21 protein-coding genes and 1 riboswitch are annotated in these 19,144 nt (G+C 67.0%); of the genes, 10 read left to right on the forward strand and 11 right to left on the reverse strand.

Annotated features, from left to right (window positions below; genetic code table 11):
- Positions 1 to 97: 97 nt before the first annotated feature.
- The 3 genes from CY652_RS10530 to thiC form a co-directional block, all read right to left on the reverse strand.
- Positions 98 to 592 carry a hypothetical protein gene (locus CY652_RS10530; protein WP_258002267.1) on the reverse strand — a complete coding sequence of 165 codons (495 nt, stop codon included), beginning with the start codon at positions 590 to 592 and terminating at the stop codon, positions 98 to 100.
- Between the two features lie 338 nt (positions 593 to 930).
- Entirely contained in the window at positions 931 to 1,155 is a 225-nt protein-coding gene (locus tag CY652_RS10535) for a glycine zipper 2TM domain-containing protein (RefSeq protein ID WP_102130641.1), read from the reverse strand.
- Between the two features lie 199 nt (positions 1,156 to 1,354).
- Positions 1,355 to 3,286, reverse strand: a complete 1,932-nt coding sequence (gene thiC, locus CY652_RS10540) for a phosphomethylpyrimidine synthase ThiC (protein WP_102130642.1) — start codon at positions 3,284 to 3,286, stop codon at positions 1,355 to 1,357.
- A 140-nt stretch (positions 3,287 to 3,426) separates the two neighbouring features.
- Positions 3,427 to 3,556: riboswitch (TPP riboswitch) on the reverse strand.
- A gap of 461 nt (positions 3,557 to 4,017) precedes the next feature.
- On the opposite strand from thiC, the gene CY652_RS10545 reads away from it, so the two are divergent.
- Positions 4,018 to 4,956 carry an EamA family transporter gene (locus CY652_RS10545; RefSeq protein ID WP_102130643.1) on the forward strand — a complete coding sequence of 313 codons (939 nt, stop codon included), beginning with the start codon at positions 4,018 to 4,020 and terminating at the stop codon, positions 4,954 to 4,956.
- A gap of 27 nt (positions 4,957 to 4,983) precedes the next feature.
- On the opposite strand, the gene CY652_RS10550 is transcribed toward CY652_RS10545, so the two are convergent.
- Positions 4,984 to 5,121, reverse strand: a complete 138-nt coding sequence (locus CY652_RS10550) for an entericidin A/B family lipoprotein (RefSeq protein ID WP_102130644.1) — start codon at positions 5,119 to 5,121, stop codon at positions 4,984 to 4,986.
- A gap of 160 nt (positions 5,122 to 5,281) precedes the next feature.
- Here CY652_RS10550 and CY652_RS10555 point away from each other — a divergent pair, with 160 nt between their 5' ends.
- A complete protein-coding gene (locus CY652_RS10555; protein ID WP_102130711.1) occupies positions 5,282 to 5,824 on the forward strand; it encodes a ferritin-like domain-containing protein in 543 nt (180 codons plus the stop codon).
- A 117-nt stretch (positions 5,825 to 5,941) separates the two neighbouring features.
- Here CY652_RS10555 and CY652_RS10560 read toward each other — a convergent pair whose 3' ends face one another.
- The 7 genes from CY652_RS10560 to CY652_RS10590 all read right to left on the reverse strand — a co-directional run bounded on the left by CY652_RS10560 (position 5,942) and on the right by CY652_RS10590 (position 13,224).
- A complete protein-coding gene (locus CY652_RS10560; protein WP_102130645.1) occupies positions 5,942 to 7,147 on the reverse strand; it encodes an MFS transporter in 1,206 nt (401 codons plus the stop codon).
- Positions 7,148 to 7,284: 137 nt separating this feature from the next.
- A complete protein-coding gene (locus CY652_RS10565) occupies positions 7,285 to 8,112 on the reverse strand; it encodes a phosphodiesterase (protein ID WP_102130646.1) in 828 nt (275 codons plus the stop codon).
- A gap of 60 nt (positions 8,113 to 8,172) precedes the next feature.
- Positions 8,173 to 9,222, reverse strand: coding sequence for an ABC transporter ATP-binding protein (locus CY652_RS10570; protein WP_102130647.1), 1,050 nt, complete (start codon positions 9,220 to 9,222; stop codon positions 8,173 to 8,175).
- Positions 9,219 to 10,133: an ABC transporter permease gene (locus CY652_RS10575; protein WP_102130648.1), complete on the reverse strand. Its 915-nt coding sequence runs from the start codon at positions 10,131 to 10,133 to the stop codon at positions 9,219 to 9,221. The genes CY652_RS10570 and CY652_RS10575 overlap by 4 nt, the downstream gene beginning before the upstream one ends.
- The gene (locus CY652_RS10580) at positions 10,130 to 10,954 is read right to left on the reverse strand and encodes an ABC transporter permease (RefSeq protein WP_102130649.1); all 825 of its coding nucleotides are present in this window, start codon (positions 10,952 to 10,954) and stop codon (positions 10,130 to 10,132) included. Before CY652_RS10580 ends, CY652_RS10575 begins: the two co-directional genes overlap by 4 nt.
- Before the next feature lie 40 nt (positions 10,955 to 10,994).
- On the reverse strand, positions 10,995 to 12,050 hold the full coding sequence (locus tag CY652_RS10585) for an ABC transporter substrate-binding protein (RefSeq protein ID WP_102130712.1): 1,056 nt from the start codon (positions 12,048 to 12,050) through the stop codon (positions 10,995 to 10,997).
- A 148-nt stretch (positions 12,051 to 12,198) separates the two neighbouring features.
- A complete protein-coding gene (locus CY652_RS10590) occupies positions 12,199 to 13,224 on the reverse strand; it encodes a LacI family DNA-binding transcriptional regulator (RefSeq protein WP_102130650.1) in 1,026 nt (341 codons plus the stop codon).
- A gap of 675 nt (positions 13,225 to 13,899) precedes the next feature.
- On the opposite strand from CY652_RS10590, the gene CY652_RS10600 reads away from it, so the two are divergent.
- The 8 genes from CY652_RS10600 to CY652_RS10635 all read left to right on the forward strand — a co-directional run bounded on the left by CY652_RS10600 (position 13,900) and on the right by CY652_RS10635 (position 19,143).
- Entirely contained in the window at positions 13,900 to 15,126 is a 1,227-nt protein-coding gene (locus tag CY652_RS10600) for a tyrosine-type recombinase/integrase (protein ID WP_102130652.1), read from the forward strand.
- Positions 15,127 to 15,232: 106 nt separating this feature from the next.
- The gene (locus CY652_RS24440; protein WP_180970520.1) at positions 15,233 to 15,403 is read left to right on the forward strand and encodes a hypothetical protein; all 171 of its coding nucleotides are present in this window, start codon (positions 15,233 to 15,235) and stop codon (positions 15,401 to 15,403) included.
- On the forward strand, positions 15,393 to 15,746 hold the full coding sequence (locus tag CY652_RS23955) for a hypothetical protein (RefSeq protein WP_146010061.1): 354 nt from the start codon (positions 15,393 to 15,395) through the stop codon (positions 15,744 to 15,746). Before CY652_RS24440 ends, CY652_RS23955 begins: the two co-directional genes overlap by 11 nt.
- Entirely contained in the window at positions 15,739 to 16,116 is a 378-nt protein-coding gene (locus tag CY652_RS10615) for a hypothetical protein (protein WP_146010062.1), read from the forward strand. Before CY652_RS23955 ends, CY652_RS10615 begins: the two co-directional genes overlap by 8 nt.
- Positions 16,100 to 16,636, forward strand: a complete 537-nt coding sequence (locus CY652_RS10620) for a hypothetical protein (RefSeq protein ID WP_258002268.1) — start codon at positions 16,100 to 16,102, stop codon at positions 16,634 to 16,636. Before CY652_RS10615 ends, CY652_RS10620 begins: the two co-directional genes overlap by 17 nt.
- Before the next feature lie 129 nt (positions 16,637 to 16,765).
- Positions 16,766 to 18,004, forward strand: a complete 1,239-nt coding sequence (locus tag CY652_RS10625; RefSeq protein ID WP_146010063.1) for a hypothetical protein — start codon at positions 16,766 to 16,768, stop codon at positions 18,002 to 18,004.
- Between the two features lie 144 nt (positions 18,005 to 18,148).
- A complete protein-coding gene (locus tag CY652_RS10630; protein WP_102130658.1) occupies positions 18,149 to 18,361 on the forward strand; it encodes a helix-turn-helix transcriptional regulator in 213 nt (70 codons plus the stop codon).
- The gene (locus CY652_RS10635) at positions 18,313 to 19,143 is read left to right on the forward strand and encodes a phage regulatory protein/antirepressor Ant (protein ID WP_102130659.1); all 831 of its coding nucleotides are present in this window, start codon (positions 18,313 to 18,315) and stop codon (positions 19,141 to 19,143) included. The genes CY652_RS10630 and CY652_RS10635 overlap by 49 nt, the downstream gene beginning before the upstream one ends.
- Position 19,144 lies beyond the last annotated feature (1 nt).

Consider the following 19,144-nt stretch of genomic DNA (forward strand, 5'->3'; position numbering starts at 1 on the left):
GGGTCGTAACGTCAAGCAGGGAAACTACGGGCAAACCGGGAAAACGTGAGCCAAAAAAAGGGGGCCTCTCGGCCCCCGACACAACCTGTCGGCGCTGTCAGCGGCGCCAGCCGCCGCCTCCCCATCTGCCACCCCCCCATCTGCCGCCGCCCCAGCCACGCTCGCCCCAGTAGCCGCCGAAGCCCAGCGAAATAGCGGGTCCGCCCCAGCCGTAGTAGCCGCCATAGCCGTACGGATAGTAGGCCGGGTAGGCCGGATAATAGGCAGGATAGGCCGGGTAGTAGGCCGGCGCGATCGGCGGGGCGGTGTAGATCGACCCGGGGTACTGGCCGTCGTCCGGCGACGGTCCGCCCGGCACCGCGGGCATGGGGGCGGTGGCCGCGCTCGTGCCCGAGCCCGCCGTCGCGGGCGCGGCGGCGTACTGCCCGGTGGCGGCGGTCGGCACGCCGGCGGGGTAGGCCGGATAGTACGGAGGATAGTAGTAGCAGCCGGACAGCGCGAGCAGCGCGGCGATGCTGGCGGCGCCGGTGACGGCGCGCAGCATGCTGCCGCCGTTCGTCGGCAGGGACAGTGACGTGGTCAGGCGAGACATGGCGTAACTCCAGGGTTCCGGCGAGCGGCAGGGCGCACAAAAGCCCTCGCCCGGGCGGCCGGGGATGGATATGAGGATACGCTGTCCGGTGTGCCGTTTGCGTTGTTGCCCAACAACCGTATATTTCGGTTGATTGCAAACGCGGCTTCCGACTGCTTCCGGACCCGGCGTGCCCGAAGAGGCGTTCGATGCATTCCGCGCCTCCAATGGGAACGCGGCGCACTTCGTGGGCGAAGCGCGCCGCGCGGTTCTCTCTCTCGTTGCTGCTTCGGGCGGCCCGTGCGCGTTCGCGGTACGTGGCCGCGTTCGTCGCCGTGGCGCGCCGTGGGGACTGCCCGTTACCGGCGTCCGGCCTGGTTGCCGATGAGGCCGCCGACCGCCGCGCCGCCGAGCGTGGCGAGCGCGCCGCCGCCGATCACCGCGCCGGCCACGCCGCCCACGCCCGCGCCGATGGCCGTGTCGCGTTCGCGCCGGTTCATGTGGGCACAGCCGGAGAGACTGGTGGTGGCAAACGCGATGGCCGCGATGGACAGCACGGCGCCTGCCTGCCGGAACGTTTTCATGGTGCTCGATTTCCTTCGTGACGAAACGACAGGGTGGGCCTGTTATGCCCGCCCGATCGTCTGCCACGATGGTATCGACGCAACCCGTATCCGGTTGTGTGCGCTTGTCAGCGAATCGACTGGTTCGTAAGAAAGTATTTCCGCGCTTGCGTCGGGCGCGGCGCGGGAGCCGCGCCCGACGAAGCCGTCATCGCCGCCTTTACTGGCGTTGATAGATCTCGGCGCCCTGCCTGACGAATTCGACGGCCTTCACTTCCATGCCTTTCTTCAGGGCCTCGTCGTCGCTGACGCCCTGTTTGGCCGCGAACTCGCGCACGTCCTGGGTGATCTTCATCGAACAGAAGTGCGGGCCGCACATCGAGCAGAAGTGCGCGACCTTCGCCGAGTCCTTCGGCAGCGTCTCGTCGTGGAACTCGCGCGCCTTGTCGGGATCGAGGCCGAGGTTGAACTGGTCCTCCCAGCGGAACTCGAAGCGCGCCTTGGAGAGCGCGTTGTCGCGCACCTGCGCGCCCGGGTGCCCCTTGGCCAGGTCGGCCGCGTGCGCCGCGAGCTTGTAGGTGATGATGCCTTCCTTCACGTCGTCCTTGTTCGGCAGGCCGAGGTGCTCCTTCGGCGTCACGTAGCAGAGCATCGCGGTGCCGAACCAGCCGATCATCGCGGCGCCGATGCCCGAGGTGATGTGGTCGTAGCCCGGCGCGATGTCGGTCGTGAGCGGCCCGAGCGTGTAGAACGGCGCTTCCTCGCACCAGTCGAGCTGCAGGTCCATGTTCTCCTTGATGAGCTGCATCGGCACGTGGCCCGGACCTTCGATCATGGTCTGCACGTCGTGCTTCCAGGCGATCTGCGTGAGCTCGCCGAGCGTCTTCAGCTCGCCCAGTTGCGCCTCGTCGTTGGCGTCGTAGATCGAGCCCGGACGCAGGCCGTCGCCGAGCGAGAAGCTCACGTCGTAGGCCTTCATGATTTCGCAGATTTCCTCGAAGCGCTCGTAGAGGAAGCTTTCCTTGTGATGCGCGAGGCACCACTTCGCCATGATCGAGCCGCCGCGCGAGACGATGCCCGTCATCCGGTTCGCGGTGAGCGGCACGTACTGCAGGCGCACGCCGGCGTGGATCGTGAAGTAGTCGACGCCCTGTTCGGCCTGTTCGATGAGCGTATCGCGGAAGATTTCCCAGGTCAGGTCCTCGGCCTTGCCGTTGACCTTCTCGAGCGCCTGGTAGATCGGCACCGTGCCGATCGGCACCGGGCTGTTGCGGATGATCCACTCGCGCGTCTCGTGGATGTGTTTGCCGGTCGAGAGGTCCATGACCGTGTCGCCGCCCCAGCGGATGGCCCAGGTCATCTTGTCGACTTCCTCGCCGATCGAGGACGTCACGGCCGAGTTGCCGATGTTCGCGTTGACCTTCACGAGGAAGTTGCGGCCGATGATCATCGGCTCGCTTTCCGGGTGGTTGATGTTGGCCGGGATGATCGCGCGGCCGCGCGCCACTTCCTCGCGCACGAACTCGGGCGTGATCTCCCTCGCCGCGTTCGCGCCGAACGCGGCGGCGCCGAAGGCCTGGCCCGGATGCTGGCGGCCCATCATCTGCGCGAGCTTCTCGCCGTTCGGACCGCTCGCCTTCAGGCTTTCGAGGTATTCGGCGCGGCGCTGGTTCTCGCGGATCGCGATGAACTCCATCTCGGGCGTGACGATGCCCTGGCGCGCGTAGTGCATCTGCGTGACGTTCCGGCCGGCTTTCGCGCTGCGCGGGTTGCGGTGCAGGCCCGGAAAGCGCAGCTCGGCCGTGGCCGGGTCGGCCGCGCGCTCGCGACCGAAGGCGCTCGTGAGGCCCGACAGCACCTCGCTGTCGCCGCGCGCCTCGATCCAGCGCTGGCGCAGCGCGGGCAGGCCCGCGCGGATGTCGATTTTCGCCTCGGGGTCGCTGTAGGGGCCCGAGGTGTCGTAGACGTAGACGGGCGGGTTCTTCTCGCCGCCGAAGCCGGTCGGCGTGTCCGCCTGGGAGATCTCGCGCATCGGCACACGGATGTCGGGCTGCGAGCCCGTCACGTAGATTTTGCGCGAGTTCGGCAGCGGGGCGACGGCGGCGGCGTCGACGTGGGCGTCGGCGGAAATGAATTTCGGATTGGCGTTCATGTATCTCTCCTGTGTCGACCGGAGTCGGCGCTCCGGCGCCTGACTCCGATCCCATGCAAGGCAAAGTGGGGCGGCGGCTTAGCAGGAGACTTGATGAAGAACGTGAACGAATTTCGCGCTGAAGATGGGGTCTGGCGATGCGGCGAAATCCGGACGCTTCCCTGCGCTGGCATTATCCAGATCAGGTTCAAAGGGTATTTCTCACCCGTGCGGTACGCAACCCGGGAATGAACCGGAGCGGCGCGCCACGCAGGACCCCCGCGTAAGCAGGGCACACGATACACCCCGACGGCCGGGCTTGGCAACCATCGCCCGGCGGCGCCCCTGCAACGTCCCGTTGGCGCTGGACGCTGCGCACGGACCGTGCCGGAGGGAATCCGGGCCTGTCCGTGCGCGCCGGCTTTGCTGCATAATGCGCTGCGCGTCCGGCGGGCGCGGTTTTTCCCGCGCTGCGCGGTATGCGCGAGGGCGCGAAAAATCGTTCGCCGCCCCTGCATTTTTTGCGTGCCGCCCCGGTTTTCCCGGCGATCGCACGCCGGGGCGGCCGGCCGGTTACGGGGACTCCGTGGGGTTCTGGTCCATCCCGGCTGCCGGATGCGCACTGGCCCCATCCTTTCTTTTCCGTCGATTTCGTCCGCCATGCCGCTCTGTCTCGCGCGTCCCGCTTCCTGTCCGCCGGGCCGCCGTCGGCGCGCGCTTGCATCCGCGCTTCGGCCGGACCGGGTGCGCTGATGGCGCCGCCGCGTCTGCCGGGCGGGGCGGCCGCGAGGCTGCTGGACCGGCTTCTCTCGGTACGCCTGCCGCGCTCGCGCGGCGCTCGCGTCGCGCTGGCCCTCGCCGTGGTCTATCTCGTCTGGGGCTCGACTTATCTGGGCGTGCATCTGGCGCTCGGCTCGTTTCCGCCGCTGCTGCTTTCGGGCCTGCGCAATCTGTTGGGCGGCATCGGCCTCTTCGCGTTCGCGATGCGCCGCCGTCCGGTGCTGCCGTCGCCGGTCGAGGTGCGCAACGCGGCCGTCGTCGGCACGATGCTGGTGGGGCTGTCGAGCGGGCTCCTGGCTTTCGGCATGCGGACCGTCGGCACCGGCACGGCGGCCGTGATGATCGCGACCGTGCCGCTTTTCGCGACCGCCATCGCCGCCGCGACCGGGCGGCGGATCGCGAAGGCCGAGTGGTTCGCCGTGGCGCTCGGGCTCGCGGGCATGGCGATCCTGAGTCTCGGCGGCGGCGCGGTCGGCTCGGCGGGCGGTTGCCTCGCGATTCTTTTCAGCGCGATTTTCTGGGCGGGCGGCGCGCACCTGGCCACGCGCCTGAAACAGCCCGCCGATCTCTTTCTCGCGACGGCGCTGCAGATCGGGCTCGGCGGCGCGCTCTCGACCACCGTCGCCTGGTTTGCCGGCGAGCGCGTGTCGACGCTGCACGTCCTGCCCGCCGTCGCGTTCCTGTATCTCATGCTGATCGGCACGATGGCCGCCTATGTCGCGTACGGCTATCTGATCCGGCATACGAGTCCGGCCGTCGCGAGCAGTTGCATGTACGTGAATCCGGTCGTCGCCATCGCGCTGGGCGCGCTGCTGCTCGGCGAGCCCGTGACGCGCCCGACGCTGCTCGCGACCGCGCTGATTCTCGCGAGCGTGGGCATCTCGTTCGCATCCGGGCGCCGGCGCGCATAGCGCCTGTCGCGCTCGCTGCTACCTTTGCTACTTCGCCTGCTCGGCGCCGTTCGTCACGGCGTGGCCGCCCGCGGAGACGTCCTCGCCTGCGCCGGCCATGGTGTTGCAGCCGGCGATCGTCGCCACCGCGGCAACGAGGGTGAACAATGCGATGAGCTGTTTCATGAGTCGGTCCTCCGTCCAATGGGAAACGCTGGGTACGGACTGTCGAGCATGCTGCGTGCCCATGGCGGGTTTCTTCTCTTTTTATCGCGACGAACGCCTCGGGCTCGTGCCTTGCGACAGGTTGACGGCCATTCCGTTCAACCCGTTCAAGGAGAATTCGATGCCGAAGTCAGCCGCTTCGTTCGAGATCGATCTGCAGCGCGTGCGCGAAGACGCGCGCCGCCATCCGGAGCTTGGTCCGATTACGCCGGGCTACGGCGCCGATCGCGAGACCGTGCTGAAACTGCTCAACGACGCGCTCGCCACCGAGCTCGTCTGCACGCTGCGCTACAGGCGCCATTACTTCATGGCGAGGGGCATCGAGTCCGAAGCCGTGGCCGCCGAGTTTGCCGAGCATGCGGCCGAGGAGCAGCAGCACGCGGACAAGCTCGCGGCGCGCATCGTGCAGTTGGGCGGCGCGCCCGATTTCGCGCCCGAGAGCCTCGCGCGGCGCGCGCATTCCGAGTATCGCGAAGGCACCGATCTCGCGGACATGATCCGCGAGAACCTCGTGGCCGAGCGCATCGCGATCGAGACGTATCGCGAGATTATCCGCTACCTCGGCGACGGCGACACGACCACGCGGCGCATTTTCGAGGAGATTCTCGCCGTCGAGGAGGAGCATGCCGACGACATGACCGATCTGCTGGACGACGGCAAATAGGGGTTGCCGGCCGGTCCGGCCGGGCGACCGCTCGCGCTCCGGAACGAGTCGGGGCGCGGGCGGCGATGCAAGCCGGGATGCAAGCGGGGGGGCGGCGAGCAAAGACGCGGGCGCGCCTCAGGCCGTTTCCGCCGACGCGGGGCGCTTCGAGCTGGCGTGTACCCAGGCCGCGAGCGCCGAGAACGCGAGCCCCGCCACGCACACGCCGGTCCAGCCGAACGCGTGCCACGCGCTGACGCCGACGGCCGAGCCGGCCGCGCCGCCGATGAAGTAGCAGACCATGTAGACCGTGTTCACGCGGCTGCGCGCGTCGGGCCGCAGCGCGTAGATGCGCGACTGGTTCGAGATTTGCGCGGACTGCACGCCGACATCGAGCAGGATCACGCCGATTGCGAGCCCGACGAGGCTCGAGCCCGAGGCGGCGAAGATGACGAACGACAGCGCGAGGAGGCCGATGGCCATCGTGATGACCATGCGCGGCCCGCGCCGGTCCGCCGAGCGGCCCGCGTAAGGCGCGGCGAGCGCGCCGGCCGCGCCGACGATGCCGAAGAGACCCGCCACCTGCGGCCCGAGGTGGAACGGCGCGTCCGCGAGCAGCAGCGTGAGCACGGGCCAGAACAGGCTGAACGCGCCGAACAGTGCCGCGCCCGTCGCCGACGCCTCGCGCAGCCCGCGCAGCTCGACGGCCAGATGCCACATCGAGCCGAGCAGTTTTCCGTAGCTTAGCGTCGAGGTCGGCGTGCTGCGGGGCAGCTTCGCTACGATGACGGCGGCGAGCACGAGCAACACGACGATCGACGCGCCGAACACGGCGCGCCAGCCGAAGTATTCGCCGATGAAGCCCGACGCCGTGCGCGCGAGCAGGATGCCGAGCAGCAGCCCGCTCATGACGGTGCCTACCGCCTGGCCGCGCGCCTCGGGCGGCGCGAGCTCGGCGCCGAACGGCACGGCCTGCTGGGCGATGGTGGCGAGGATGCCGATGGCGAGGCTCGCGCCGATCAGCACGCCGATGTTCGGTGCGAGGGCCGCGACGAGCAGGGCCACGCACAGGCCGGCGATCTGCATGAGGATCAGCCGGCGGCGGTCGATGCGGTCGCCGAGCGGCGCGAGCAGCAGCATGCCGGCGGCGTAGCCGAGCTGGGTCGAGGCCGGCACGGCGCCGATCCAGGCGGCGCCCGACGGGAACGACTTGCGGAAGTCGTCGAGCAGCGGCTGGTTGAAATAGATGTTCGCGACCGAGATGCCCGCGATGGTCGCGAGCAGGAGCAGCAGGCCGCGCAGGGACCGGTCGGCGTCGGCGGAGGCGGAGTCAGGACTGGACATGGATAGTGAACGATGACGCCCGGCAGCGGCACGGGCGGATTGCGGGCGAGCCGATCATACCGGAGCGCGCCGGATCGTGCTGGGGGCGCCCGGCGTTCTGGATATGCCCGACATTCACCGCAATCGCCGGGCCGGGCTCAGGCGATGAGCTCGCCCGTGTCGTCGTGAAACGGATAGGGGCCGGCCGCGCCGTCCACGTAGGCGTGGTGCGTCACGAGCGGGCCGTGCCCGTCGTAGCGGTGCAGCGCGAACGCGGGCGGTTCCATCGAGAACGACGAGTCGCCGTCGCGGCTCAGGTCGAGCGTGACCTGGTGCGCCGTCGAGGGCACGGCCGACGCGAGGGTTCCGCCGAAGCGCGTGAATATCGAGCGGTGCACGTGTCCGCAGAGCACGCGCTCCACGTTCGGGTGACGCGCGATCAGCGCCTCGAGCCGCGCGGCGGCGGCGGGGGCGAGCCGCAGGTCGTCCATGTGGGCGATGCCGCAGACGAACGGCGGATGATGCAGCGCGACGACGACGGGCCGGCGGCGGGCGGCATCGAGCTCCCCGGCGAGCCAGCGAAGGCGCGCGTCGCAGAGGTCGCCGGCGCTCTGGCCCGGCACGATCGAATCGAGCGCGAGCACGCGCAGCGGGCCGACGTCGAACGCGTAGTGGACGAACTCGTCGCCCGTGCGCAGCTCGGGCCGGTCCGCGAACACTTCGCGCAGCGCCTCGCGCGCGTCGTGGTTGCCGACCATCAGGTAGTAGGGAATCTCGAGCGTGTCGAGCAGCGTCCGGAGATAGCGATATTCCTCGGGCGTGCCGCGATCCACGAGGTCGCCCGTCGCGAGCACCGCGTCGGGGCGCGGCGCGAGCGCGTTGAGGCGCGCGATGCAGCGCGCGAGCGCCGTGGCGGTGTCGACGCGCCCGTAGGCGAGCGCGCCGGGCGGCTTGATGTGCAGGTCACTGATCTGGGCGAGCAGCATGGACATCTCCCGGTGAAAAGAAGCGGTAGGGACGTAGGTTGCGGATAGTCGGGGTCGGGGTCAGGCGAGCGCGATCAGGGCCTCGGGCGCGAGCGAGACGCCGACGGCCGTGCCGCGCGCCAGCTCGACGCGGCCCGCCACGTCGATCAACAGCGGGTCGGGCGCCGCGCCGCGGATCGTGAGCCGCGTGCGTTCGCCGAGAAACGCCGCGTGTTCGACCGTGCCGCGCAGATGCGCGGCTTGCGGATCGACGAGCGCGGCGTCTTCGGGCCGGAAGAACAGCTCGCCGCTGAGGGCGGCTTCCTCCGCCCGCGCCGCGACGACGGGCACGGCGCCGCCGGTCGTGCAGAACCGGCCCTCGCGCCATTGTCCCGCAAGGCGGTTGAGCGTGCCGACGAATTGCGCGACCGCGCGGTTGGCGGGCCGGTAGTAGATCTCGCGCGGCGTGCCGATCTGCTCGATGCGGCCCGCGCTCATGACGACGATGCGGTCGCCGAGCGCCATCGCCTCGGCCTGGTCGTGGGTCACGTAGACGGTCGTCACGCCGAGCTCGCGCAAGAGCGCGTTCATCTCGCCGCGCAGCGCGTCGCGCAACCGCGCGTCGAGCGCCGTGAGCGGCTCGTCGAGCAGCAGCACGCGCGGGCGCGGCGCCAGTGCTCGCGCGAGCGCCACGCGCTGGCGCTGGCCGCCCGAGAGCTGGCCGACGGGTTTGTCCGCGTGCGCGTCGAGCCGCATCATCGCGAGCAGTTCGTCCACGCGCGCGCGCGCAATTGCGGCCGGCACGCGCTGGATCTTCAGCCCGTAGCCGATGTTGCCGCGCACGGTCAGGTTCGGAAAGAGCGCGTAGTTCTGGAACACCATGCCGACCTTGCGCCGCTCGATCGGCAGCGCGGTCACGTCGTCGTCGCCGAACGCGACGCGCCCGCCCGCGTCGGGCGTTTCGAGCCCGGCGATGAGGCGCAGCGTCGTGGTCTTGCCGCAGCCCGACGGGCCGAGCAGCACGAGCGTTTCACCCGCGCCGACGGCGAGGTCGAGCGGCTCCAGCACGCGCGTGCCGCGAAAGGTCTTGGCGCAGCGCGCAAGCGTGATCGGGACGGAATCGAGTTTCATCGGGCCTCCTTCTTGCGGCCGGGGCGGTCGTAGCGGTCGTAGCGTGTGCCGGCCGCGTCGATGCCGAGCCACTGCATCGCGACGAGCAGCGGCATCGTCATGACGAAGAACAGGATCGTGTAGGCGCTGCCGACCTCGATGCGCATCGACGCGTAGGCGTCGGCGAGGCCGACCGGCAGCGTCTGCGTCTCGGGCGTGTGGAGCATCCAGGTCAGGTTGAACTCGCCCATCGAGAGCGTCAGCACGGCGAGCGCGCCCGCGACGATGCCGGGCCGCGCGTTCGGCAGCACGACCGTGAAGAAGCGCTGCGCGAAGCTCGCGCCGAGGCTGGCCGCGCCTTCCTCGAGCGTGACGAGATCGGCCGAGGCGCAGACGGCCGCGACGGTGCGAACCATGAACGGCAGCGTGAACACGACGTGGCCGACGACGATGAACGCGACGCTCGTGCGAAACGCCGTGACGCCGCCGTAGACCACGAGCAGCGCGAGCGCCGAGGCGAGCCCGGGCAGGGCGACGGGCAGCACGAGCAGCTCCTCGACGATGCGCGAGCCGCGCGTGCGGCTGCGCGCGAGCGCGTAGCCGGCCGGCACGCCGGTGACGAGCGTGACGGCGAGCGTAGCGGCGGCGATTTCAAGCGAGAGGAACAGCGAGTCGTGGTACTGCGTCCAGACCTCGCCGAGCCAGCGCAGCGTGAGCCCGCTCGCGACGCCGCGAAAGTAGTTGACGGTGAGCCCGGCCATGATCGACATGACGACGGGCACGATCAGGAACGCGCAGGTCAGGAGCAGGACGCTCCACTGCGCGAGCGCGAGCCAGCCGCGCGCCGCGGGCAGCGCAAAGCCGCACCGCCGCGCGCCGGGCGGCAGCGCGGGCGCGGGGGAACCGGCGAACGAGTCGGGGCGCAGGCTCATGCCGTCACCGCGACGGCGGAACCGGCGACGCTGCGCGCCACGTTCAGCACGGCCCAGGTGACGAAGCCGAGCACGATCGAGAGGCCCGCGGCCGTCGCCATGTTGGCGTTCAGCGTGAACTCGGTGTAGATCGTCATCGGCAGTACGTCGATGTCGGTCGCGAGCGTGAACGCGGTGCCGAACGCGCCCATCGCGGTGGCGAAGCAGATCGCGCCCGAGGCGACGAGGCCCGGCGCGAGCGCGGGCAGGATCACGTCGCGCATGATGCGCCACGGCGATGCGCCGAGCGAGCGCGCGGCCTCCTCGAGCGAGGCGTCGAGCTGGGTTGCGCTGGCCATCACCGTGACGATCACGCGCGGAATCGAGAAGTAGAGGTAGCCGAGAAAGAGCCCGGCCATCGAGTAGGCGAACACCCAGCGCTCGCCGGTCAGGCGCAGCGCGAGCGCGCCGATGAGCCCCTGGCGGCCGGCGAGCATGATGACCATGAAGCCGACCACGACGCCCGGAAACGCGAGCGGGAACGTGAGCAGCGCGACGAGCGTGCGCCGCCCCGGAAAATGCCGCCGCGCGAGCAGCAGCCCGCAGATTACCGAGAGGACGAGCGTGGCCGCCGTCACCGCCGCCGACAGCGCGACCGTGGCCGCGAGGCTTCGCATGTAGCGCGCGTCGGTGAGCAGCGCGCGATAGGCGGCGACGAGGTGCCCGTTCGCGCTGACCTGCACGAGCGCGACCATCGGCAACAGCCAGAACGCGAGGAACACGGCGAGCGCCGGCGCGAGGAGCGCGATGCGCCAGCGCAGCGGGAACGTGAGATCGTGCATGGTGGTCGGGCGGGCGGTGCGGTTCGTCGGGGCTTGGGCTTCAGTGCATGACTTCGAGATAGCGCTCGCCGAACGCTTCCTGCTGCGCGGCCATCTTCGCGAAGTCGACCGTTTTCGCGCGCGCGTAGTCGCTCGCGGGCAGGAACTTCGCGGCGAGCTGCGGCGACATCGCGCTCGCGCGCACCGGGCGCAGATACGCTTGCGCCCAGAGCCGCTGGCCTTCGTCGGAGAGCACGAAGTCGAGCACTTTCTTGCCGTTCGCCTCGTGCGGCGCGCCTGCGACGAGGCTCATCACGTAGGGCACCGAGATCGTGCCTTCCTTCGGAATCACGAACGCGACGTTGGCGTGGTCCTTGTACTCGGCGCGGTACGCGTCGAAGTCGTAGTCGAGCAGAATCGGAATCTCGCCCGAGAGCACGCGCGCGTAGGCGGTCTGCTTCGGCACGATCGGGCCGTTGGCCTTGAGCTTGCGGAACCAGTCGAGCCCGGGCTGGAAGTTGTCGAGCGTGCCGCCGAGCGCCACGTTGACGGCCACGGCGCCCGCATAGCCGACGAACGCGCTCGACGGGTCGAGGTAGCCGATCATGCCTTTGTATTCCGGCTTGAGCAGGTCGGCCCACGACTGCGGAACGGGCTTGCCGTCGAGCGCGTCCTTGTTGACGAAGAAGCCGAGCGTGCCCGAGTGGATCGCGAACCAGTAGCCCTGCGGATCCTTGAGGCCGGCGGGAATGTCGTCCCAGTGCGCAGGGCGGTACGGCTGGACGACGCCTTTTTCCTTCGCCTGGAACGCCGAGGACACGCCCAGATAGACCACGTCGGCCACCGGGCTCTTGCGCTCCGCCATCAGTTGCGCGATGGCCTGGCCGGAGTTCTTGTCGTCGAACGGCACGTGGATGCCCGTTGCTTTCTGGATCGCCGCGATTTGGCTCGCCCAGTCGGCCCACTCCGGCGGGCAGTTGTAGCAGATCGCCGTGGACTGCGCGTGCGCCGCGCCCGGCAGGGCGAAGGCGAGCGCCGCCGCGAGCGCGGCGGCCGCGCCGGGCAGGCCCGCGCGCAGCGGGCGCAGCAGGGCGCGCAACGGCAGGAGCCGGCGCAGCGAAAGAAGGGACGCGCGGCGGGGAAGCAGGCTGGCGGGGGCGAAACGGCGAATCACGGCGAATCTCCTCGTGGGACGGTCGTAGTCGGCTAATGGGCGGGGACGGGCGGGCTGCATGGTCGCTCGCGTGGGTTTCAGGTCCGGTCGGTCAGGGGGGCGCGTCGTGCGTGCTCGATATCGCGGCGACGCTCGCGCCTTCGCGCAGCGTGTGCGGCAGCGTCAGCGAGAGTGAGGCGTCGCCGTAATCGCCCTCGATGCGCGCCATCAGCCGCGCCCAGGCCGCGCAGCCGATCTCGCGATTCGGCGAGCAGATGCTCGAGAGCGCCGGCGCGAGCAGCTCGCCCATCGCGAGGCCGTCGAAGCCGAGGATCGACATGTCGCGAGGCGTCTGTACTTGCGCGCGGAGCAGTCCGCGCATCACGACCATCGCGAGCAGGTCGTTGCTGCAGAAGAGCGCGGTGGGACGCCCGGCGCCGGCGGTCAGATGCGCGAGCACCGAGGGCGAGAGTTCGTTGGCGTTGAAGTCGACTTCGAGCGCCGGCGCGGGCGTGAGTCCGGCCTGCATCATGGCCTGGGTGTAGCCCGCGTGGCGCAGCCGCGCGCGGTCCGAGGCCGCGAGCGTGCCGGCCAGCATCAGAATGCGGCGGTGGCCGTGCGCGATCAGCATGCGGATGCCGTCGTAGGCGGCCTGGCGGTTGTCGACGGAAACCGACGGACGCCGCACCGTGTCGTTGTGCGTCAGCACGTAGAGCGGCCCGTCGCGGTCGAGCTCGTCGAGCAGCGGGTGCGTGTCGGCGTCGGCAACCGTGAGGATCAGGCCTTCGACGCGCTGCGCGCGCAGCGTTTCGATCGCGTGCCGCTCGCGGGTCGAGTCGTACTGGGTCGTCATCAGCATGAGCCGGTAGCCCTGGGCGGCGGCCAGTTCGTCGATGCCCTGCAGGCATTCGGCGAACACCGGGTTGGCGATGGTCGGCAGCACGACGCCGATGAGCCGCGTGCGCTCGCCGCGCAACTGGCGCCCGAGCGGGCTCGGCCGGAAATTGAGCGCGTCGATCGCTTCGCGCACTTTCGCGAGCGTCATCGGGTTGACCGTGTGCGGGGCGTTGATCGCGCGCGAAACCGTGGCGATCGAGAAGCCGGCGTGGGCCGCGACGTCCTTGATCGTGTGGGTCATTGCCTTGCGTCCTCGGCGGAAATGTAAACGTTTACGGTCCAGATTATCGGTAGCCTGTATGACGGCTGGATGACGCAAGGTCTGCAAACCTCGGCGGCCCGGAAGGGGGGATGGTAGAATCGCGTCCGCCCTGCCGGGGTGATGAAATTGGTAAACATAGCGGACTTGAAAAATTGAGTGCCCGACTGGAAACGGCCGGTGCAGAACCCCTCAAATTCGGCGAACCCCCTGGCGCCGCGCGATGCGTTCGCGCTTCGCCGCCGAGGCAACGCCGAGCCAAGCCGGGCCACTTGTCGCGACCGCGACGACGGCACGGAAGGTGTAGAGACTAGACGGGGGGCGCCTAAGGCGGCGCGCGGCATGCGATGCGGCGCGCGGCGAAGGCGAAGGCATAGTCCAGCGCACGAACGCGCGCGCATGGCGCGCGTGGCGTCGAAAGACGTGGTGTGACGAAAATCCGCCGCCTCACGGCTTGCCGGTTCGAGTCCGGTCCCCGGCACCACAGGACAGTCTCAGATTCTCTCGGTAAGTCTAGAAACCCCGCTCTGATCCCTGACCTAGCGGGGTTTTTCGTTTTCATGCGTCTTTATTTGTCTCTAGTCATCCGGTGGTATTGGGTGGTATTGTTGGTGGCATCGAGGGTGTTTTAGATACCGCCGCTCAGGAGATACCACCGTGGCGCTCACGGACGTCAAGATCAAGAACGCGAAGTACAACCCGGATGGCAAGGGCAACCGGCTGACGGACGGCGATCGCATGTACCTTCAGCTCGAGAAATCCGGGGCGAAGTACTGGCGCATGAACTACCGCTTTGCCGGTAAGGACAAGACGCTGGCGCTGGGCGTCTATCCGGATGTGCCGCTGGCGAAGGCGCGCGAGAAGCGAGATGACGCACGCAGACTGCTGGCGGACGGCCTGGACCCGGGCGCCGAGAAGCAGGCGCGCAAGCGCGCCGAGAAGACGGCTGCGCTCAATACTTTCGAAGCCGTCGCCCTCGATTGGCTCGGTACGTGGGGCAAAGGTGTCACAGCCGCCAGCCTCACGAAGAAGACCAATCTGTTCGAAAACGACGTGTTTCCGAGGCTCGGCCGACGCCCTGTCGACAAGATTGAGGCGCCCGAGATCATCGAGGTGCTGCAGGCAGTCGATGCGCGCGGCGTCCGTTACACGGCCAACCGGCTCGGCGGCGACATCGCCCGCGTGTTCAAGCGCGCGGTGCAACTCGGGCTGCGCAAGGACAACCCGGCGCGTGAACTGCAGGGCGTCATCCCGCCCGCCGAACAGAAGCATCACGCTGCGATTACCGATCCAGTACAGGTCGGCGCGCTGCTGCGTACCTTCGACGGCTTTACCGGCACGTTTCCCGTGCAGTGCGCGCTCAAGCTGGCGCCGATGCTATTCGTGCGGCCCGGCGAGTTGCGTAAGGCAGAGTGGTCGCAATTCGACCTGGACCGCACGGAGTGGCGCTACGTCGCGACGAAGACGAAGACCGATCATATCGTTCCGCTTCCGCGCCAGGCGGTCGCCATCCTGCGCGAGCTGTTCGGGCTGACCGGTCACTACCGCTACCTGTTCCCGGGCGCCCAGGACCGGCAGCGCCCCATGTCCGAAAACACGATCAACGCGGCGCTTCGCCGGCTCGGGTTCGACACGCAGAACGAGATTACCGGCCACGGCTTCCGGGCCATGGCGCGCACGATCCTCAGCGAAGACGAGGCGCTGCTGTTCGATCCGGAGTACATCGAACGCCAATTGGCCCACAAGACGAAGACGGCCAACGGCGAAGCGTATGACCGGGCAAAGTACCTCAAACAGCGTCGGGAGATGATGCAGAAGTGGGCGGATTACCTCGACCAGCTCAAGGCCGGCGCACAGGTGATTCCGCTCGGGAAGGCTGGCTAGACGATTGCATGACCGCCGCCTGACGGTATCGGGCAAAGCGGCAGGAACGATGCTCCAACATCGAACCCGCCTGACCACAACACGGCCTTTGATGGAGGTCCGTACCATGGCTGTCGTCCATTTTACCGGGCAGCAATGCCCGCCCCTTGAAATCATTCGTGCGGCACTGCGAGCCGCAGCACATGCGCCGTCCGACCGCGATGCGCTCGACGTGGCAGGCGAAGCACTCCGGCAGCTTGCCGAGCTAGTCCGCGTGGAGGTGCGCCATGGCTCATAAAGAAGCTGACGCATCAGCACTGCTGGAATTCTTCCTTGGGCGGTTCGACCTGAAGAAGGCAACGAACGCCGAGTTGTCGTTTCTGGCGACTGCGTCCGAGCAAGCTTCCCACGCTGCCTCCCGACTCGGAGAGCTGGTGCGCGGCCTCGGGGGTCTCATCGATGATGATCAGAACCGCAATTCGGGCGCCTCGCTTCCAAGCAACGAAGTGTCCGGTTTGCTGCGGAGTATCGCCGGCGAGCTGGAAACTATTGCGCAGATGGCCTTTATCGGTAGCGAGACCTCCTTCGTACTCGGTGAACGTCGTAACGGAATGCTCCACGAGGGAGAGAGTCATGCGTAGCATCAACCCGAAATCAAAGCCGGACTATCACGCTCCCAATTTCCGAGGGAAGTTGATGCAGGACGGCTGGACTATGCCGGACAGCCCCGAACATGCCATGGTTGAATCCAGAAGCCTCGCGGAGGTCCAGCGTGCCGCCAGCGCGATTACCACCATCTCGATGTTGCTGAGAAACTCACTGGGCGAGCCTGAGGGAACTGGGACGGGGCCGCTTGGCCGTGACGCGCACTACGGGTTGCTCGACGCCCTGCAGATCATCGGCAAATACCTCCACGAAGTCGGCGAGCAGATGAGCGAAATATCGGGTCTTTTTCGCGAGTGCGAAAGACCCCGTGCCGCACCGGCGCCCAAAAGTGACCAAGCTGCCTAACCCACCAACCGCGGCCGCCGGAAAAGCGGCCGCTTCCTATTTGGGGCGCGTCATGAGAACCGAGCGCTATGAAACACGGGATCGTGCATACGGCGCCTGGCATCGTGCGCAGTCGATCGGCCGTTACCTCTGCCGCGATCAGGCAGAATCCCTAACGATGGTCGACCTCGACGCGGTGCTGTTCACCGAGTACGACCACCACGAGAAGTTGCCGCTGGCGCTGATCGAAGTCGCACGTGATATCGGTCAGGAGAAGCCTGCCGGCGTCATGCAGCATCTCGCGCGGCTCGCGGGCGTTCCCGCCTACGTGGCGCTCTACACCGCGGCGCCGGCCGCCAATCCAGCCAATCCAAACTGGCCCGACATCGAGCGCTTCCGCGTCCGGCGCATGTGGCCTCGGCCGGAAGCCGGCTGGCGTGTACTGACGCCCGGGCAATGGGCCCGCGCGCTGGTCCAGATTCGTGGGTGGCAGTTGAAGCGGTTTGAGGTGCAAGCCGCGGCAAACGACGATCGATTCTAGCCCGCGTGCCCGGCTATTCGGTGCGATCATGCAGTTTGCTCCCGCCTACGTCGACGGGCGGAAAAGCCGGACACCTTCACCGGCCCGGCGGGGGCTCCTGACCGAGGGTTTGCGCACGAAGGGCGCGACATGCATAAACAAGAAAATCCGCAAGGAAAATATGTCACCTTTTCCAGCGCTCTGGAATTGGTGGCTTCCATGTCGGGGCAATCACTGATCGAAGCTGATCTTCTGTGTGCCTTCGAAAATCGCCACTGGCCTGTTTATTGGCAAGTGCTCCAAGGCGTCAAGGCATGGCGTGCGCCCGGCCTTGATGATATGAGTGCAGGGTTGAAGTTAGTCCCATTGGACGAAGGGTTATATGAGCTAACTCCTCCTGGCGTCGTAGCTGCCCAGATCGAAGATCCGGTGATCTTGCCGGCAGTTGAAGATCCGTTGAGTGATGAAACGGTTGTTGACGAGGACGATTCTCTTTTGTTTGTGGACTCGGGAGTGTTTTTGCATCCAGTAGACCAGGATGAGAATGGTTTATTTTGGGTTGTCGATTTCGACTATTGGCCACGCATAGAGGATTTACGCCTCCGAGACGAGGATCTGAAGTCTATCGTTAACGAGATGCGTGATCTCGCATTGGTCGACTGCTCGGTTGCCCAATGGGACAAGCTGGATGCCGCCAAGCGCAAGCATATCAGCTCGAATATCTCAGCTACCAAGCGCATGATTGCATCTATTGCCCCCCAGAAATCCGAACGGCGCGCTCAAGGGTTTTACACCATCAATGAGGCCGCAGAGACGATCTGGGGCAATGACCAAGGGAAGGTCCGGGAGTTGGAGGGGAGGCTTTCTGCGTCGGCTAAAGCAGGTGATCTGCCGATGTTCTGGCCCGATAGCAGCTCTGCCGGTCGTCTCCGTTACGGGTATACCAACAAGAGGCCTGTACGAACCTTCTACGAAGTGGCCCGCTGGTGTGACCTGAATGACTGGCTGACGAAGAATGAGCCGGAAATCAGATATGTATTTCCGCGACCCGAGGAGCTCGATGTGTCCCCACAGCCGGCCTTATCGTCTGGAAAGGTGGCGGGCGATGTCTATCCGGAGCCCCCGGCCGCTAAGCAGTCTGCGGTTCGGACCGCGCACCGTCGCGATAGCCCGATGCGCGCCTTGGTCCGTAAAGCCAAAACTGAGGCCGACGAGCCGGAAAACGCCCAGTCGGCATGGAATGCATTTGTTGAAATGGCAAAAAAATCGTCTCCTCCAAATCCGATGATGGGTTATGTGGAGGGCGAAGGCGTCAAATGGCAGGCAGAGAATGGCACCGTCAAAATCATGGAAAATAGGGTATTTGTTCGGCGATTCAATAATCTCTAACAGGCGTGCCGCAGGTTAGCGCGAGTTAAGAACCACTAATACACGTTAGCGCACATTTCCTAGCCTTCGCACTGACGAAGTACCACCATCCGACAAACAAAGATGCGTTCGCATCTTTGGAGACTTCCTAATTGGAGAAAGTCAATGTCCGTGGTGAAAAATAAAGGGCTTCGCCCCGCCCAAGCTGCCGAGAAACTCGGGATCGGCCTTTCAACCTTGTGGGCCCGCGCCAAACACGAAGCTGACTTCCCTCGCCCAGTCAAGCTCGGTAGCCGGACGACTGTGTTCCTCGAAAGCGAGCTTGACGCATGGTTGAGCAAGCGTGCCGCGCAGTCTCGCGGCACGGTCACGGCATAAGGCTCGACATGCTTGCCAATTGCAGCGAACTCGCTGGTGACGCACTCGTGAGTGTGCGAGGCGATATCCTTATCGTGAGCACCCTGGCAGTCGCACGAGTATTTGACCGTAACCACCGCGACGTTCTTCGTACGATCGATGGTCTGCTGGCGGACGGAACTCTCAACGCGCGCAACGTTGCGCGCGTTGATTACGTCGACGCCAAGGGCGAGAAGCGCCGCATGTTCGAGTTGGACGAGCGAGCAGCGTGGATCGCCGCACCGTTCATCGGTGGCCGCGAGTCCCGCGCCGCACAGGTGCGTCTGGTAGATGCGTTTCTCGCGCTGCGCGGGCAGCGAGACGAGTCGCCGCAACATGCCGCACTTCCTTCTCCGTCACCCGAGCTGATGCAAACGATGATCGAGCTCGCGAAATCGAATGCGCAGTTGGCTAGCGCTGTGCAGGCTCAGGCCCAAAAGGCTGAAGCTTTCGACCAGTTCGCGGCAGCCGACGGCTCGATGTCGATGACTCAAGCGGCGAAGTCGCTTGGCATAGCCCCGCATACCCTGATCGACTGGCTGCAGCGCAACGCGTGGATTTACCGCCCGAACGGGAAGCGCCTCGCCGCCTACGAGATCAAGATCATGGATGGCCTGCTGGTGCATTGCACGTATATGGCCGAGCTTCGCGATGGCTCGCGCCGGCTCGTTTCCAATGTCCACGTCACGGCGCGCGGGCTGACTGTGCTGGCCGCGCATGTTGCTGCTGGTGCGATTCCGACGCGACAGGGTTTGGGGAGGTAAC

Origin of the sequence: Burkholderia sp. WAC0059 (genome assembly GCF_002870125.1) — a bacterium.
Lineage (GTDB): Bacteria > Pseudomonadota > Gammaproteobacteria > Burkholderiales > Burkholderiaceae > Paraburkholderia.